Source organism: Stappia sp. ABD4_338 (assembly GCF_056312175.1).
In genome coordinates, this window is record NZ_CM149982.1 from 655,988 (window position 1) to 670,787 (window position 14,800).

At 64.5% G+C, this 14,800-nt stretch carries 15 protein-coding genes; 11 read left to right on the top strand and 4 right to left on the bottom strand.

Annotated features, from left to right (window positions below):
* Window positions 1-2,079, bottom strand: coding sequence for an alpha-ketoacid dehydrogenase subunit alpha/beta (locus ACYX4S_RS02945; protein WP_476361831.1), 2,079 nt, complete (start codon window positions 2,077-2,079; stop codon window positions 1-3).
* Window positions 2,080-2,256: 177 nt separating this feature from the next.
* Window positions 2,257-3,186, bottom strand: coding sequence for a LysR family transcriptional regulator (locus tag ACYX4S_RS02950; protein ID WP_422069579.1), 930 nt, complete (start codon window positions 3,184-3,186; stop codon window positions 2,257-2,259).
* 292 nt (window positions 3,187-3,478) lie between these two features.
* On the opposite strand from ACYX4S_RS02950, the gene ACYX4S_RS02955 reads away from it, so the two are divergent.
* The 11 genes from ACYX4S_RS02955 (at window position 3,479) to ACYX4S_RS03005 (ending at window position 13,509) form a co-directional block, all read left to right on the top strand.
* A complete protein-coding gene (locus ACYX4S_RS02955) occupies window positions 3,479-4,684 on the top strand; it encodes an ABC transporter substrate-binding protein (RefSeq protein ID WP_476361832.1) in 1,206 nt (401 codons plus the stop codon).
* A 10-nt stretch (window positions 4,685-4,694) separates the two neighbouring features.
* Entirely contained in the window at window positions 4,695-5,459 is a 765-nt protein-coding gene (locus ACYX4S_RS02960) for an ABC transporter ATP-binding protein (RefSeq protein ID WP_476361833.1), read from the top strand.
* Window positions 5,459-6,172: an ABC transporter ATP-binding protein gene (locus ACYX4S_RS02965; protein WP_476361834.1), complete on the top strand. Its 714-nt coding sequence runs from the start codon at window positions 5,459-5,461 to the stop codon at window positions 6,170-6,172. Before ACYX4S_RS02960 ends, ACYX4S_RS02965 begins: the two co-directional genes overlap by 1 nt.
* 2 nt (window positions 6,173-6,174) lie before the next feature.
* Window positions 6,175-7,059, top strand: a complete 885-nt coding sequence (locus tag ACYX4S_RS02970) for a branched-chain amino acid ABC transporter permease (RefSeq protein ID WP_293724130.1) — start codon at window positions 6,175-6,177, stop codon at window positions 7,057-7,059.
* A gap of 8 nt (window positions 7,060-7,067) precedes the next feature.
* The gene (locus ACYX4S_RS02975; RefSeq protein WP_422070254.1) at window positions 7,068-8,030 is read left to right on the top strand and encodes a branched-chain amino acid ABC transporter permease; all 963 of its coding nucleotides are present in this window, start codon (window positions 7,068-7,070) and stop codon (window positions 8,028-8,030) included.
* Window positions 8,027-8,764: an SDR family NAD(P)-dependent oxidoreductase gene (locus ACYX4S_RS02980; RefSeq protein ID WP_476361835.1), complete on the top strand. Its 738-nt coding sequence runs from the start codon at window positions 8,027-8,029 to the stop codon at window positions 8,762-8,764. The genes ACYX4S_RS02975 and ACYX4S_RS02980 overlap by 4 nt, the downstream gene beginning before the upstream one ends.
* Before the next feature lie 269 nt (window positions 8,765-9,033).
* Entirely contained in the window at window positions 9,034-9,903 is an 870-nt protein-coding gene (locus ACYX4S_RS02985; protein WP_476362806.1) for a metal ABC transporter substrate-binding protein, read from the top strand.
* A 68-nt stretch (window positions 9,904-9,971) separates the two neighbouring features.
* Window positions 9,972-10,874 (top strand): manganese/iron ABC transporter ATP-binding protein, encoded by a 903-nt coding sequence (locus ACYX4S_RS02990; RefSeq protein WP_422069574.1) that lies wholly within the window; start codon window positions 9,972-9,974, stop codon window positions 10,872-10,874.
* Complete coding sequence (locus ACYX4S_RS02995) at window positions 10,871-11,734, top strand: metal ABC transporter permease (protein ID WP_422069573.1); 864 nt, start codon at window positions 10,871-10,873, stop codon at window positions 11,732-11,734. Before ACYX4S_RS02990 ends, ACYX4S_RS02995 begins: the two co-directional genes overlap by 4 nt.
* Window positions 11,731-12,567 (top strand): metal ABC transporter permease, encoded by an 837-nt coding sequence (locus ACYX4S_RS03000; RefSeq protein WP_476361836.1) that lies wholly within the window; start codon window positions 11,731-11,733, stop codon window positions 12,565-12,567. The genes ACYX4S_RS02995 and ACYX4S_RS03000 overlap by 4 nt, the downstream gene beginning before the upstream one ends.
* Before the next feature lie 276 nt (window positions 12,568-12,843).
* On the top strand, window positions 12,844-13,509 hold the full coding sequence (locus ACYX4S_RS03005) for a metal-binding protein ZinT (protein ID WP_476361837.1): 666 nt from the start codon (window positions 12,844-12,846) through the stop codon (window positions 13,507-13,509).
* 113 nt (window positions 13,510-13,622) lie between these two features.
* Here ACYX4S_RS03005 and ACYX4S_RS03010 read toward each other — a convergent pair whose 3' ends face one another.
* Together ACYX4S_RS03010 and ACYX4S_RS03015 are read right to left on the bottom strand one after the other, a co-directional pair.
* Window positions 13,623-13,946 (bottom strand): hypothetical protein, encoded by a 324-nt coding sequence (locus ACYX4S_RS03010; protein WP_293724143.1) that lies wholly within the window; start codon window positions 13,944-13,946, stop codon window positions 13,623-13,625.
* A 119-nt stretch (window positions 13,947-14,065) separates the two neighbouring features.
* Window positions 14,066-14,761, bottom strand: a complete 696-nt coding sequence (locus tag ACYX4S_RS03015; protein WP_293724145.1) for an orotate phosphoribosyltransferase — start codon at window positions 14,759-14,761, stop codon at window positions 14,066-14,068.
* Window positions 14,762-14,800: the final 39 nt, after the last annotated feature.

The following is a 14,800-nucleotide window of genomic DNA, read 5'->3' on the forward strand; positions in this document are numbered from 1 at the left end:
TCAGGCCTCCGCAAGATCGCGGTGGCACATGCGGCGCACGGTTTCGGCGATTCCGGCCGCGCTCGGCATGACCTCGCGCTCGAGGCGGTCGTTGTAGGGCATGGGCACTTCCGCCGCGCCCATCCGCTCCGCCGGTGCGTCGAGCCAGTCGAAGGCCTCCTCGGTGATCTGGGCGGCGATTTCCGCCCCGATGCCGCCGGTGCGCCATGCCTCGTGAACGACAAGGCAGCGACTGGTCTTCTTCACGGAGCGGACGAAACACTCCATGTCGAGCGGCCGCAGGCTGCGCGGGTCGATGACCTCCACGCTGATGCCCTCGCGGGCAAGGGTCTCCGCGGCCGAAAGCGCGCGTTCGACCATGGCAAGCGTTGCGATGACGGTGATGTCCATTCCCTCGCGCTTGACGTCGGCCTTGCCGATCTCGATTTCGTAGGGGGCCTCGGGAACCGGAGAGGCACCTCCGAGATAGAGCAGCTTGTGTTCCAGAAAGACGACCGGATTGTCGTCACGTATGGCCGCAATCATCAGACCCTTGGCGTCATACGCGGTCGAGGGGGCGAGCACCGTCAACCCGGGAACATGGGCGAACCATGCCTCGAGGGACTGGGAGTGCTGGGCAGCCAGCCGGATGCCGCCACCCTGGGGGCCCCGGAACACCACGGGGACCGATGCCTTGCCGCCCAGCATGAAGCGCAGCTTGGCGGCCTGGTTGACGATGGGGTCCATCATGAAGGTGACGAAGTCGAAGATCTGGATTTCCGCGATCGGTCGCCGGCCGGAGAGGGCCGCGCCGACGGCCGAGCCTGAAATCACGCCTTCCGAGATCGGTGTGTTCATGACGCGTTCGGGACCGAACCTATCGAAGAGACCGCGCGTCACGCCGAAGGTGCCGCCGACGGGGCCGACATCCTCGCCCATGAGAAAGACCGTGTCGTCGCTCTCGATGGCCTGGGCGATCGCCTCGCGAAGGGCCTCGGTGTAGGTGATGGCTCGGCTGCCGGGCGCCGGGGGAGGTGGTGGCATGCGCCGGGGCGCCAGAACCTTGTCGAACAGCATCGGCAGTTCCGGCTCGGGGAGGTTTTCCGCCTTCGTGATCGCGGTCTCGATCACATCGGACGCCTCCTGCTCAAGGGCGGCGAAGGCTTCTCCGTCGATGTCCCACTCCTCGGAGAGACAGCGCGCGAGACGTGTCAAGGGGTCCTCGTCGAGCCACTTCCGAACTTCGTCGTCGGTACGGTAGCCGAGCAGGTTTCCACGCACCGAATGGTCGCCGTGGCGATAGGTCAGCCCCTCGATCAGGGTTGGCCCCTCGCCGGCGCGCGCCCGGGCGAGCGCCTCGGCCACGGCGGCATAGACGGCAACCGGGTCGTTGCCGTCGATCCTTTCTCCCGGGATCCCGTAGGACGCGGCACGTGCGGCGACCGAGCCGCCCGCCGTTGCCTGTTCGAAGGGGGTCGACATGCCGTACAGGTTGTTTTCGCAGAAGAAGACGATGGGCAGCTTCCACAGGGCGGCAAGATTGAGCGCCTCGTGGAAGATGCCCTCATTGGAGCCGCCATCGCCGAAGAAGGCGATGCCCGCGTCGTCCGAGCCGCGCTGCTTCGCGGCAAGCGCGGCTCCCACGCCGAGACCCATCGACGCGCCCACGATGCCGTTCGCGCCAAGGATGTTGAGCTCGACGTCGGCAACGTGCATGGAACCGCCGATGCCGCCGCAGATTCCGCCGAGCTTCCCGCAAAGTTCCGCCATCATGCCGTCGATGTCGGCGCCCTTGGCGATGCAGTGCCCGTGACCACGATGATGGGTGGTGATGAAGTCGCTTCGACGCAGGGGAAGGCAGGCGCCGGCCGCGATCGCCTCCTGCCCGGCCGAGGAGTGTGCGGTACCCTTGATGACGCCGGTCTTGAAGAGTTCTTCGGTGCGTACCTCGAAGCGACGGATCCGCAGCATGGTGCGGGCCAGGGTGAGCATGTCCTCGCGCGTGGGCGCGGGGACGTTGCGGTTGAGGGGCTTGGGCATGTTGTTGCCGACAGGCAGCGGCTTGCTGCCGCCGGCAGCGGTGCGGGCTTTTGTTGCCACGTTTTTTCCTCCCGGGGATACCTGACCGCTCCCGGCAGGGGGCGACCGTTTCGCAGGAAGGCAATCACGTTCGCGGGCTTCCGACAAAATCAAAGCGGATATGTCGGAAATAACAAAAAGTTATGTCTGGGCTTCAAGGATCAGCAAAATATATGTCTTTCGCGCTCATCCGCCGGTTCAGTCTTCCGGTGGCAACTCGGCCGTTGCCCACAGTTCATCCTTCACAAGACGGCGGGCACGGCTGATGACCAGATCGGAAAAGACGCGCATGGCGGCGGTGCGAGGACGGTCGCGGGAGGTCGCGATCACCCAGGGCCACGTGGCGCCGGTTATCGGGGCGATGGAAATGTCGCCGCGCATGTAGGCCTGGTGGCAGGCGCTGTAGGGAAGGATGCTGTGCAGGCCGCCGCGAGACACCAGGTCGATGATGATCGAGTTGGTTTCGACGATGACCGGCGGATTTGGGGAGGCCCCGGAGGGGGACAGAAGGTCCTCGACCACGCGACGGAGTCCGTTGGGGGAGGGGGTCAGAACGAGGTCGAGCCCGGCCAGGTCCGCACTGGGAACGGGGGAGCCCATTTTCAGCCCTGCCGCGGCGGAGGACAGCAGCACCAGCCCCTCCGAGCAAAGGGCCTGACGGTTCAGGCCGCGCGAGGCACCGTGGTCGGAATAGATCGCCAGATCCACATGGCGGGTGACGAGTTCCTCGCGCACGTTGATCGAGACGCCTTCGTGGATTTCCAAGTCTACCTGGGGATGAAGCCGATGGAACTCCGCCGCGACATCGGCGATCAGCAGGCCCCGAAGGGAGTAGGCGGATGAAATGCGCAGGGATCCGGCCGGGCGGGTCTCTGCGGCGATGATGTCTTCCTTGATGAGTTCAACGTTCTGCATCAGGGCGCGGACGTGGTCCGCAAGCTTCTGCCCGGAAGGGGTGAGGGCGACACCGCGCGGCCTTCTGTCGACAAGCTGCGTGCCGAGTTCCTCCTCCAGCAGCTGTACCTGCCTGCTGAGCGCCGGCTGGGAGACGTTCGCCCGCTCGGCCGCATGAGTGATGTTGAGCGTGTTCACCACATGCATGAAATACTCGAGCTGCCTGATCTTCACGCGAATTCCTCCCTGTTCGCCGTCTCCAGATCAATGTTTTTTGGTTATGTCTTGCATGTCAATTATCTATTTTACACATGTCTTGGCCGTGCCTAGCGTTTGTCGGGCAGGGTGAACGGCCGTCTTCGAGGCCAGACACCCGAGCCAGGAGCGCAAGTATCGGGAGCACTGCGCATCCCTCGCAACAATGACCGCAACACTGCCTCCGCGGCAGGGAGACCGAGGATCTTCCTGTCCGGTCGAGGGGAACTTGCGCCTTGTCGCGGGACTGAACACTTCGGGAGGAAACATCATGAACAAGCTTTACGGTGGCGTGCTGGCCCTCATGGCGGGCACTGTCCTGACGACACCTGCCCTCGCGGACGAGGAGCAGGTGCGCATCGCCCTGATGACCGACCTTGCGGGAGCGACGGCGGACTATGGCGGCCAGGGGGCCAGCGAGGCCGTGAAAATGGCCATCGAGGACTTCGGTGGCACGCTGAACGGCAAGCCGATCCACGCCGACTTCATCGACCATCAGAACAAGCCGGACATCGCGGTCACCAAGGCACGCGAGGCTTTTGACAACGGCACCGACATGGTGATCAACCTGTCGAACTCCGCTGCGGCGCTGGGCGTCATGGAAATCGCCGAAGCCAAGGACAAGGTCGTGGTCGTCACCGGAGCCGGTTCGGACCGGATCACGGGTGATGCCTGTTCGACGAATGCCGTACACTTCGCCTTCAACTCCTATTCGCTGTCGAATTCGCCGGTGAAGGCGCTTGCGGCGAAAGGCGTCGGCAACTGGTATCTGATCGTCTCGGACTTCGCCTATGGCCTGTCGGTCGAGGCCGCGGTGACCGGTGCCATCGAAGCCGCGGGCGGAACCTTGAGCGGGAGCGTCAAGCATCCCGCCTTCATGGCAAGCGACTTCTCCTCCTACGCGCTGCAGGCGATCTCCTCGGGAGCCCAGGTCATCGGCCTGTCCAATTCCTCGTCGGACACGACCAACACGATCCGCGCGCTCAAGGAGTTCGGTCTCGGCGGCGACCAGCAGATGGTGGCCTTCACGCTGCTCATCAACGAGATCGACGGGCTGGGTCTCGACCAGGCATCCGGCCTTCTCTTCGCCGACGGGTTCTACTGGGACCGGACGGATGCGACCCGGGAGTGGTCCAAGCGGTTCTACGAGCGCGTCGGCAAGATGCCGAACATGGTGAACGCTGGCGACTACTCCGGCACGCTGCACTATCTGCGCGCCGTCGAGGCGGCTGGGACCACTGACGCCGACGCCGTCCTGGCCAAGATGCACGAGATGCCGATCAACGACATGTTCGCGGAGAACGGCAAGATCCGCGAGGACGGCATGATGGTCCACGACATGTATCTGGTGCAGGTCAAGACGCCGGAGGAGTCGCAGTACGATTGGGACTACCTGAAGGTTCTCGAGACCATTCCGGCTTCCGAGGCCTTCCTGCCGCTCGACCAGAGCAAGTGCCCGCTGGTTGGCAAGGGCTGAGTTCCGGTCCATGGCCAACATTCTGGAAACGTTAGGACTCTGCAAGGAGTTCCGCGGGTTCCGGGCGGTTGACGATGTGTCCTTGCGGGTCCGGGAGGGCGATATTCATGCCCTCATCGGACCCAATGGGGCCGGCAAGACAACCGTCTTCAACCTGCTGACGAAGTTCCTGCCCCCGAGCGCGGGCAGGATCGTTTTCGACGGGCGTGACATCACCGGAAAGAAACCGGCGGAACTCGCGCGGCAGGGGCTGGTGCGCAGCTTCCAGATCTCCGCGACCTTTCCGCATCTCACCGTTCTGGAGAATGTGCGTGTCGCCCTGCAGCGGCGTCTGGCACCAACCTATGCCTTCTGGCTTTCCGGAAGCACGCTTTCGCGGCTCGACGGACGGGCGCTCGAGCTTCTGGAGCAGGTCGACATGCAGGACTTCGCCAAGGTGAAGGCCGCCGATCTTCCCTACGGGCGCAAGCGCTCCGTCGAGATTGCCACCACGCTGGCCATGGAGCCGCGACTGATGCTTCTCGACGAGCCGACGCAGGGCATGGGGCATGAGGACGTGGAGCGGGTGACCCAACTCATCAAACGGGTCTCGGCGGGCCGCACGATCCTGATGGTCGAGCACAACATGAAGGTCGTTTCGGGCATCTGCGACCGGATCTCGGTGCTGCAGCGTGGCGCGCTGCTGGCCGAAGGGACCTACGACGAGATCTCCGCCGATCCACGCGTGCTCGAGGCCTACATGGGCAGCGAAACCGAACTGGAGGGGGCGTACTGATGGGTGACACTGTCCTGTCCCTGAAGGGAGTGAACGGCTGGTACGGCGAAAGTCATGTGCTGCACGGCGTCGATCTCGATGTCCGCCGTAGCGAAGTGATCAGCCTGATCGGGCGCAACGGCGCGGGCCGCACGACCATCCTGCGGGCCATCATGGGTCTTCTCGACCGGCGAGACGGCGTTCTGGAGGTGAGGGGGCGGGACATGAGCTCGACGCCCGCCTACCGCATCGCCAGGGCCGGACTCGGATATTGCCCCGAGGAGCGCGGGATCTTCTCCTCGCTGACCTGCGAGGAAAACCTGATGCTTCCGCCAGTCACGCGGACGGATGGCGGCATGGCCATGTCGCTCGACGAGATCTACGCGATGTTTCCCAATCTCAAGGAGCGGGCGCAGAGCCCGGGCACGAGACTGTCGGGTGGTGAACAGCAGATGCTTGCCATCGCGAGGATCCTGCGTACCGGCGCCGACATCCTCCTGCTCGACGAGATTTCGGAAGGGCTCGCCCCGGTGATCGTCCAGACGCTCGCGCGCGTGATCCAGGATCTCAAGGCACGCGGGTTCACCATCGTCATGGTCGAGCAGAACTTCCGCTTCGCGGCACCGCTTGCCGATCGCTTCTTCATCATCGAGCACGGCCGGGTGGTCGAGACGATCGAGCAATCCGCTCTCGACGCGCGCGCCGATGACATCCGCACGTATCTGGGAGTGTGACCATGCCCGAGATCTTCGGCGTTCCCGCCCCCGTGCTCTACGGCCAGCTTCTTCTGGGGCTCGTCAACGGCAGTTTCTATGCTCTTCTGTCGCTTGGCCTGTCCCTGATCTTTGGCCTTCTGAACATCGTGAACTTCGCTCATGGCACGATGTACATGCTGGGCGCGTTTCTGGCCTATCTGCTGCTCAACCCGCTCGGGCTCGGCTACTGGTGGGCCATAGTTCTGGTGCCGCTTATGGCGGCAGGCATCGGCATCGTGGTGGAGCGCACCATCCTGCGCCGTATCTACAAGCTCGATCACATCTACGGGCTGCTCGTCACCTTTGGCCTGACGATGATCATCGAGGGGCTCGTGCGGGTCTACTTCGGGGTTTCGGGCCTGCGCTACTCGGTGCCCGCCCTGCTTCACGGCATGGTCGATCTCGGCTTCATGCGCCTGCCGGTCTACCGGGTGTGGGTCATCGTCGCCGCATTGGGGCTGTGCCTGTTCACGTGGCTCGTGATCGAGCGCACCCGCCTGGGCGCCACGCTGCGCGCAGGCACCGAGAACTCGAAGCTGGTGCAGGCCTTTGGCGTCAACGTGCCCCTTCTCGTGACGCTCGTCTTCGGCTGGGGCGTCGCGCTGGCCGCCTTTGCGGGCGTTCTGGCGGCACCGCTGATGCAGCTTACCCCGCAGATCGGACACTCGATCATCATCACCGTCTTCGGCGTCGTTGTGATAGGAGGCATGGGGTCCATCCTCGGGTCCATCGTGACCGGGGTCGGGCTTGGCCTCATCGAGGGGCTCGCAAAGGTCTACTACCCCGAAGCCTCGTCCACCGCGATCTTCGTCCTGATGATACTGGTCCTGCTGGTGCGCCCGCATGGCCTGTTCGGAAAGCAGTGAGCCAGGCCATGATCTCCTATCGCAATCTCCTCATGCTTTGCGGGCTTGCCGCGCTTGTCGCGGCACCAGCCTTCATCTACCCGATGCTGGTCGTGAAGCTTCTGTGCTTCGCCATCTTCGCCTCGGCCTTCAACCTGATGCTCGGATACACGGGGCTGCTTTCGTTCGGCCACGCGATGTTCTTCGGATCGGCCGGCTATGCGCTGGGTGTGACGACGAAATATCTCGGCTGGACACCCGAACTCGGGTTGGTCGCCGGTGTCGCGGTGGCGGCTCTGATCGGCTTCCTCGCCGGATCCGTGGCGATCCGGCGACAGGGCATCTACTTCGCCATGATCACGCTGGCCATATCCCAGCTCATCTATTTCGTCGCGATGCAGATGGACTGGACCGGACGCGATGACGGCTTCCATGGCATTCCGCGGGGCAAGCTGTTCGGCGTGATCGATCTCCAGGACGACCTTGCTCTGTATGCCCTGGTGGCCGTGTGCTTCGTGCTGGCGCTGGCGGCGATCCATCGCATCGTGACCTCGCCCTTCGGGCAGGTCCTGACGGCAATCCGGGAGAACGAGCCGCGCGCCATTTCGCTCGGATATGACGTCGACCGCTACAAGGTTCTGGCCTTCACCTTGTCGGGGGCCCTGTCGGGCCTTGCGGGCGCACTCAAGGCGCTTGCGCTGTCCTACGAGTCGCTCAACGACCTGCACTGGGCACTCAGTGGCGAGGTGGTGATGATGTGTCTCCTCGGTGGGCTTGGGACGCTTGGCGGCCCGGTGGCGGGAGCCTTCTTCGTGATCCTCCTGCAGAATTTTCTGGCCGACAAGGTGGGCGAGTGGCTCTCGGTCATCATCGGTGTCGTCTTCCTGACCTGCATTCTCGCGTTCCGAAAGGGCTTCGTGGGTGAGATCGGGGCGTGGATCGAACGCTCGCGTTCCCCCGCATCCGCTTCCGAACAGGAGGTGTCACGATGAAGGGGCGCTCGGCTGTCGTTACCGGAGCGGCCCGCGGACTGGGCCGTGCCATTGCACGCAAGCTGCTTGAGGAAGGCGCGCGTGTCGCGATCTGGGATCAGGACGGAGATGCGGCGCAGGAGTGCTCCGACCAGCTCTCAGATATCGGCCCCACGCATTGCTGTGCCGTCGACATCACCTCGCCGGAGGATGTTTCTACGGCGCTTGCGGCGACCCGCAAGATGCTGGGCGAAATCTCCATCCTGGTGTGCAATGCTGCCATTCCCGGACCGAATGCGCCGGTCGCGGAACTCGGTCGGGATGAGTGGAACCGGGTGATGGAGGTCAATGTCACCGGCACGATGCTGTGCTGCAAGGCGGTCATCCCGGACATGGTCGCACGGGGCTACGGGCGGATCGTGACCATCGGCTCGATTGCGGGCAAGGAGCCGGGGCCGCAAATCGCGGCGTATGCCGCCAGCAAGGCCGCGGTGATCTCGCTCACCAAGACGCTTGGCCGCGAACTTGCGACCTCCGGCGTTACGGTCAACTGCGTCGCGCCGGGAGCGATTCGCACGCGGATATTCGACGGCTGGCCGGAAAGCTACGTTCAGGAACTCGTTGCGAAGATCCCGATGAACCGTTTCGGAACACCGGAGGAACTCGCCGAAGTCGTGGCTTTCGTCGCCTCGCGTCGTGCCTCCTTCTCCACGGGCGCGGTCTTCGACATGTCGGGTGGTCGCGCCGACTACTGAGGCCCCGGCCTCGCTCCCTTTTACGGACATGCCTTGTCAGGCCCGTCCGCCGTTCGCGGCGGGCGGGCTGTCCGCGTTTGCTCAAGTTTTTTTGCTTTTGCGAATGATTTGCACTTGCAAATCATTCGCGATTGGCGTTTCCTGACTGCAAGTCAGTCGCAACAAGGTGATCCAGACGGAGGCCGATTGCGTCTGAGACGATGAGCGGAAAGGACGAGTGCATGTCTTCGAGGATGACGCGCCTGCCGGTGCTGGCTGCCGTGGCCCTGATGGCCGGAACAGCGCTGACGGGCGGCGCGCTGGCGGACCCCGGGCGGATGAAGGTCGTGACCACCTTCACCGTGCTTGCCGACATGGCGCGTCATGTCGCCGGCGATGCGGCGGATGTGGTCTCGATCACCAAGCCGGGGGCCGAGATCCATGGCTACGAGCCCACGCCGCAGGACATCGTCGGCGCGCATGGCGCGGACCTGATCCTGTGGAACGGCATGAACCTCGAACTCTGGTTCGAGCAGTTTCTCGCCAACCTCGGCGACGTGCCCTCCGCGACGCTGAGCGAGGGCATCGATCCGATCCCGATCGCGGCTGGCGCCTACGAGGGCAAGCCCAACCCGCATGCCTGGATGGGGCTCGACAATGCGTTGATCTACATCGACAACATCGAGAAAGCATTCAGCGAGCACGACCCCGATCACGCGGCGACCTACAAGGCGAACGCCGCGGCCTACAAGGACAGCCTGCGCGAGACGCTTGAGCCTTTGCGTCGGGAAATCGCCTCCATTCCCGAGGACCGGCGCTGGCTGGTCACCTGCGAGGGGGCGTTCAGCTACCTCGCCCGGGACTTCGGCATGAAGGAACTCTACCTCTGGCCGATGAACGCGGACCAGATGGGGACGCCGCAGCAGGTGCGCGCGGTCATCGACGGTGTCAGGCAGCACGACATACCCGTCGTCTTCTGTGAAAGCACGGTCAATACGGCCCCGGCGCAGCAGGTGGCGCGCGAGACCGGAGCGCACTACGGTGGCGTTCTGTATGTCGACAGTCTCTCGGAAGCCGGCGGACCGGTTCCCTCCTATCTCGACCTGCTTCGCGTCACCTCCAGGACCGTTGCGGACGGATTGAAATCCGGCATGAACTGATCGGGCGGGACGGGCGCGCGGCATCGTACCCCGTCCCGCAAGATGCCTCCCAGGCGGAAGGACCCAGGATGAAACGTCAAAGCCAGATGCCCCCTGCCGTATCGCATGCGGATGCGGACCCTGGAGGCGGTATCGCGGCGCGGGACATCACGGTCACCTATCGCAACGGCCACACGGCCCTGCGCAATGCGTCCTTCGAGATCCCGCGCGGTACGGTGACCGCGCTCGTCGGCGTCAACGGGGCGGGAAAGTCCACCCTGTTCAAGGCGATCATGGGCTTCGTGCCGGCGTCCAGGGGCGAGATCCGGCTGCTCGGGCTCACCGTCAGGGAGGCGCTGAAGAAGAACCTCGTCGCCTATGTCCCGCAATCCGAGGAGGTCGACTGGTCCTTCCCCGTGCTGGTCGAGGACGTGGTCATGATGGGGCGCTACGGCCACATGGGATTTCTGCGCCGGCCCTCGCAGGTCGACCGTGACGCGGTGGATGCCGCCCTTGCCCGCGTCAACATGCAGGAGTACCGGCACCGCCAGATTGGGGAGCTCTCGGGCGGCCAGAAGAAGCGCGTCTTCCTCGCCCGTGCGCTGGCGCAGGACGGACAGGTCATCCTTCTCGACGAGCCTTTCACGGGTGTCGACGTGAAGACCGAGGAGCAGATCGTCGCGCTGTTGCGCGAGTTGCGCGACGAGGGTCGGGTCATGCTGGTCTCGACCCATAACCTCGGCTCGGTGCCCGAATTCTGCGACCGCACCGTTCTGGTCAAGGGGACGGTGCTCGGCTACGGTCCGACACAGACCACCTTCACGCGCGAGAACCTGGAGGCGGCCTTCGGCGGCGTCCTGCGGCACTTCACGCTGGGCGGGTCGGACCTGCACGAGGACGACGACGCGCGCAAGGTGTCGATCCTGACCGACGACGAGCGCCCCCTCGTCCAGTACGGCGACGAGATCCGGGTGACGGAGAAGCGGCAATGAGCGTGCTTCTGGAGCCCTTCGCCTACGGATACATGACCAACGCCATGTGGGTGTCCGCCCTCGTCGGCGGCGTCTGCGCCTTCCTGTCGTCCTACCTGATGCTCAAGGGCTGGTCGCTCATCGGCGATGCCCTGTCCCATTCCGTCGTGCCCGGCGTCGCAGGGGCCTATATCCTCGGGCTTCCCTTCGCGCTGGGCGCCTTTCTCTCGGGTGGCCTGGCGGCGGCAGCGATGCTGTTCCTCTCCGACCGGTCCGGGCTGAAGGTCGACGTCATCATCGGCATCATCTTCACGTCCTTCTTCGGGCTCGGGCTGTTCATCGCCTCGGTGAACCCCATGGCGGTGTCGATCCAGACGATCACCATGGGCAACATCCTCGCGATCACGCCGGGAGACACGCTCCAGCTCGCGATCATCGGTTTCGTGTCGCTGGCGATCCTGCTCGCCAAATGGAAGGACCTGATGGTCGTCTTCTTCGACGAAAGCCATGCGCGTTCGATCGGCCTGCGGCCGGGCCTGCTGAAAGCGGTGTTCTTCGTGTTGCTGTCGGCCTGCGTGGTCGCGGCGATGCAGACGGTCGGGGCCTTTCTCGTCATCGCCATGGTGGTGACACCCGGCGCCACGGCCTATCTGCTGTGCGACCGCTTTCCCCGCCTCATCGCCACGTCGGTCGCGATCGGCACGCTGACGAGTTTCGTCGGCGCTTATGCGAGCTTCTTTCTGGATGGCGCGACGGGGGGCATCATCGTGGTGCTGCAGACCCTGATCTTCCTCGTCACCTTCGTGTTCGCGCCCAAGCACGGGCTGCTGGCCGCGCGACGCAAGGCGGCCGCCGCAGCCAGCCAAGGGGAGGCGGCATGATGGCCGACACGCTGCTTCTGCCGTTCCAGTTTCCCTTCATGCAGAATGCCTTCTGGATCTGCGTGATCGTGTCCGTGCCGACCGCGCTGCTGTCCTGCTTCCTGGTGCTGAAGGGCTGGGCGCTCATGGGCGATGCGGTCAGCCATGCGGTGCTGCCGGGGATCGTGCTTGCCTATGTGCTCGGCTTTCCGCTGATCCTCGGGGCCTTCGGCGCCGGAATGGTGACGGCGCTTGCGACCGGCTATCTTTCGGAAAACAGCCGGGTGAAGCAGGACACCGTCATGGGCGTGGTGTTCTCCGGCATGTTCGGCCTCGGCATCGTCATCTATGTCTCGATCCACACCAATGTGCATCTCGATCACATCCTGTTCGGCAACATGCTCGGTGTGGGCGCGGACGATCTCTGGACGGCGGGCCTGATCTCGTCTGGCGTGGCGGCTGTGTTGCTCCTCAAATGGAAGGACCTGATGCTGCACGCCTTCGATCCGGCCCAGGCGCGAGCCTCGGGACTTCCTGTCGGGCTGTTGCACTACGGGCTGCTGACGGTCCTGTCGCTGACCATCGTGGCGACGCTGTCGGCCACCGGGCTCATTCTGGCCGTCGGGCTGCTGATCGCGCCCGGCGCGATCGCCTTTTTGAGCGTGCGCAGCTTCGGCCGGATGCTTGTCGTGTCCGTGATCGTGTGCATGGCGTCGATGGTGCTTGGCGCCTATCTGAGCTTCTTCCTCGACAGCGCTCCCGCGCCGACGGTCGTACTGATCCTGACGGCGGCCTTCGTGATCGCCTTCATTCGCCGCACGTTGCAGGTCAAGCGGGCCTCGGCGACGGCCTGACGGTCGTCGCATCTGGCCGACGGCCCGGGAGCGCTTCGCTCCCGGGCGCTCGCGCGCGTTGCGATGTCGCTCCGGTTTTCCCCGATCTCGTTGCGTCCTGCCCGTTTTGCCATTGGCAGCCGGATGGCATTGGGCTAGAACGCGAATGTTATGAAATAACATATCGAACAAAGGCCGCGAAAACGCGGTCGTTGCCCGACATTCCGCCTCTCTCGGGAGAGGTCCGGATGCGGGCATGTTCGGGATGCAAAGAGGTCAGTCAGAATGATACAGGCAATGCTTCGTACCTCCGCCGCGCTGCTCGCGGCGGCTGTTCTTTCCAGTGTTCCGGCCGCGGCGGAACAGTCCGGCAAGGAGCACAAGCACGACCATTCCCACGCCCATGACCATGGTCACGACCACGGCGAGAAGTCCGTCTACAAGGGCTATTTCGAGGACAGTGCGGTTGCCGAGCGGCCGCTTGCCGACTGGGAGGGGGACTGGCAGTCGGTCTATCCCTATCTGGCCGACGGCACTCTGGACCCAGTGATGACCCACAAGGCCGAGCACGGCGAGAAGACCGCCGAGGAGTACAAGGCCTATTATGACGTGGGCTACAAGACGGATGTGAACCGCATCGTCATCGACGGTGACCGGGTCGCGTTTCATGGCGCGAACGGCGTTGCGGAAGGGCGCTACGCCTCCGACGGATACGAGATCCTGACCTACAAGAAGGGCAATCGCGGTGTGCGTTTCATCTTCAGGAAGACGGAAGGCGATGCCGGGGCTCCGGGCTTCATCCAGTTCAGCGATCATCGCATCGCGCCGGCTTCGGCCGATCACTATCACCTCTACTGGGGCGATGATCGTGCCGCGCTGCTGAAGGAGGTGACCAACTGGCCGACCTATTATCCGGCGTCGCTGAGCGGTGAGGAAATCGTTCGGGAGATGATGGCGCACTAGAAAAGCGACATCGGTCCAGGAGAAAGGCACAGGCCGCGCCCACCGGGCGCGGCCTGTTTGCGTTCAGGGGGGCGCCGACCGCCGCGCGCGGCGCGGCGCGGCGGTCTCGGACCTCAGGTCGTGGAGACGTCGGCGAGCTTGGTCGCGACCGTGTTGAGAGCTGCAAGCTTGGCATCGGCCGAGCCGTTCTTGTAGGCCCCCTCGATGAGGGCCACCATCTCGCGGAACTTGTCGAGGAGGGCCTCGGACTCGTCCACCGGCAGCGGCTGGTCGTCATAGGCCTCGACGACGCCCTGGGCGGCATACATGACGAGCGTCAGCGCGGCGGCGTTCTCCGGCTCGTCCTTGATGCGCGCGCGCGCCGCGCGGGCGCAGGCATCGTAGGCGCGGACCCCGTGGCCACCGTCGACGACGGTCTGGATCAGTTGCTCAAACATGTTCATCTCCGCTTGGGCATTCCGGGGCCGGCTTTCGACCGGCTCCCGGACATGCGACACGACAGACAATCGGGCCCCGGTTTCATCCTCCCGGACCGGAGCCGGCGTGGTCTCGCGCCTCAGCTCGGCAGCTCGGTGATGCCGCCGTGGTTGCCGGACCACTCGAGAGGGTTGTTCAGGAACGCCTCGACCTGGTCGAGCACGGCGGTCGGGAAGAGGCCGCCTTCCTTGCAGACCCTGAGAACGTCCCACCAGGTCGCGAGATAGTGCAGGCGCATGCCGGCGGCCTTGAGGCGCTCCGGCGTGCCGGGGAAAATGTCGTAGTAGAAGACCGAGAACGTATCGCTCGCCTCGGATCCCGACTTGCGGATCGCCTCGGCGAACTTCACCTTGGAGCCGCCGTCGGTGATCAGGTCCTCCACGAGAAGGACGCGGGAGCCTTCCTTCAGGTTGCCCTCGATCTGGGCGTCACGGCCGAAGCCCTTCGGCTTCTTGCGCACGTAGAGCATGGGCAGGCCGAGCCTTTCGGACAGCCAGGCGGCGAAGGGAATGCCGGCCGTCTCGCCTCCGGCCACGGAATCGAACTGCTCGAAGCCCGCATTGCGCAGGATCGTGCCGGCCGCGAAGTCCATCACCGCCGAGCGGATGCGCGGATAGGAAATGAGCTTGCGGCAGTCGATGTAGACCGGGCTCGCCAGTCCCGATGTGAAGGTATAGGGCTGGTCGGCGCGGAAATGGACGGCCTCGATCTCCAGCAGCATCTTCGCCACCATCTCGGAAATCAGCGCCTTGTCGGGGAAGGTGTTCGGGAACATCGCTCAATCCTGCTCTTTGCCGGCCTGCACGACGGCCGG

Coding starts and splice junctions, on each gene's coding strand:
- ACYX4S_RS03010 (WP_293724143.1), bottom strand. CDS start 13,946: ATGTTTGAGCAACTGATCCAGACCGTCGTCGACGGTGGCCACGGGGTC.
- ACYX4S_RS02990 (WP_422069574.1), top strand. CDS start 9,972: ATGAAACGTCAAAGCCAGATGCCCCCTGCCGTATCGCATGCGGATGCG.
- ACYX4S_RS02965 (WP_476361834.1), top strand. CDS start 5,459: ATGGGTGACACTGTCCTGTCCCTGAAGGGAGTGAACGGCTGGTACGGC.
- ACYX4S_RS02955 (WP_476361832.1), top strand. CDS start 3,479: ATGAACAAGCTTTACGGTGGCGTGCTGGCCCTCATGGCGGGCACTGTC.
- ACYX4S_RS02975 (WP_422070254.1), top strand. CDS start 7,068: ATGATCTCCTATCGCAATCTCCTCATGCTTTGCGGGCTTGCCGCGCTT.
- ACYX4S_RS02960 (WP_476361833.1), top strand. CDS start 4,695: ATGGCCAACATTCTGGAAACGTTAGGACTCTGCAAGGAGTTCCGCGGG.
- ACYX4S_RS02980 (WP_476361835.1), top strand. CDS start 8,027: ATGAAGGGGCGCTCGGCTGTCGTTACCGGAGCGGCCCGCGGACTGGGC.
- ACYX4S_RS02985 (WP_476362806.1), top strand. CDS start 9,034: ATGGCCGGAACAGCGCTGACGGGCGGCGCGCTGGCGGACCCCGGGCGG.
- ACYX4S_RS03015 (WP_293724145.1), bottom strand. CDS start 14,761: ATGTTCCCGAACACCTTCCCCGACAAGGCGCTGATTTCCGAGATGGTG.
- ACYX4S_RS03000 (WP_476361836.1), top strand. CDS start 11,731: ATGATGGCCGACACGCTGCTTCTGCCGTTCCAGTTTCCCTTCATGCAG.
- ACYX4S_RS02995 (WP_422069573.1), top strand. CDS start 10,871: ATGAGCGTGCTTCTGGAGCCCTTCGCCTACGGATACATGACCAACGCC.
- ACYX4S_RS02970 (WP_293724130.1), top strand. CDS start 6,175: ATGCCCGAGATCTTCGGCGTTCCCGCCCCCGTGCTCTACGGCCAGCTT.
- ACYX4S_RS03005 (WP_476361837.1), top strand. CDS start 12,844: ATGCTTCGTACCTCCGCCGCGCTGCTCGCGGCGGCTGTTCTTTCCAGT.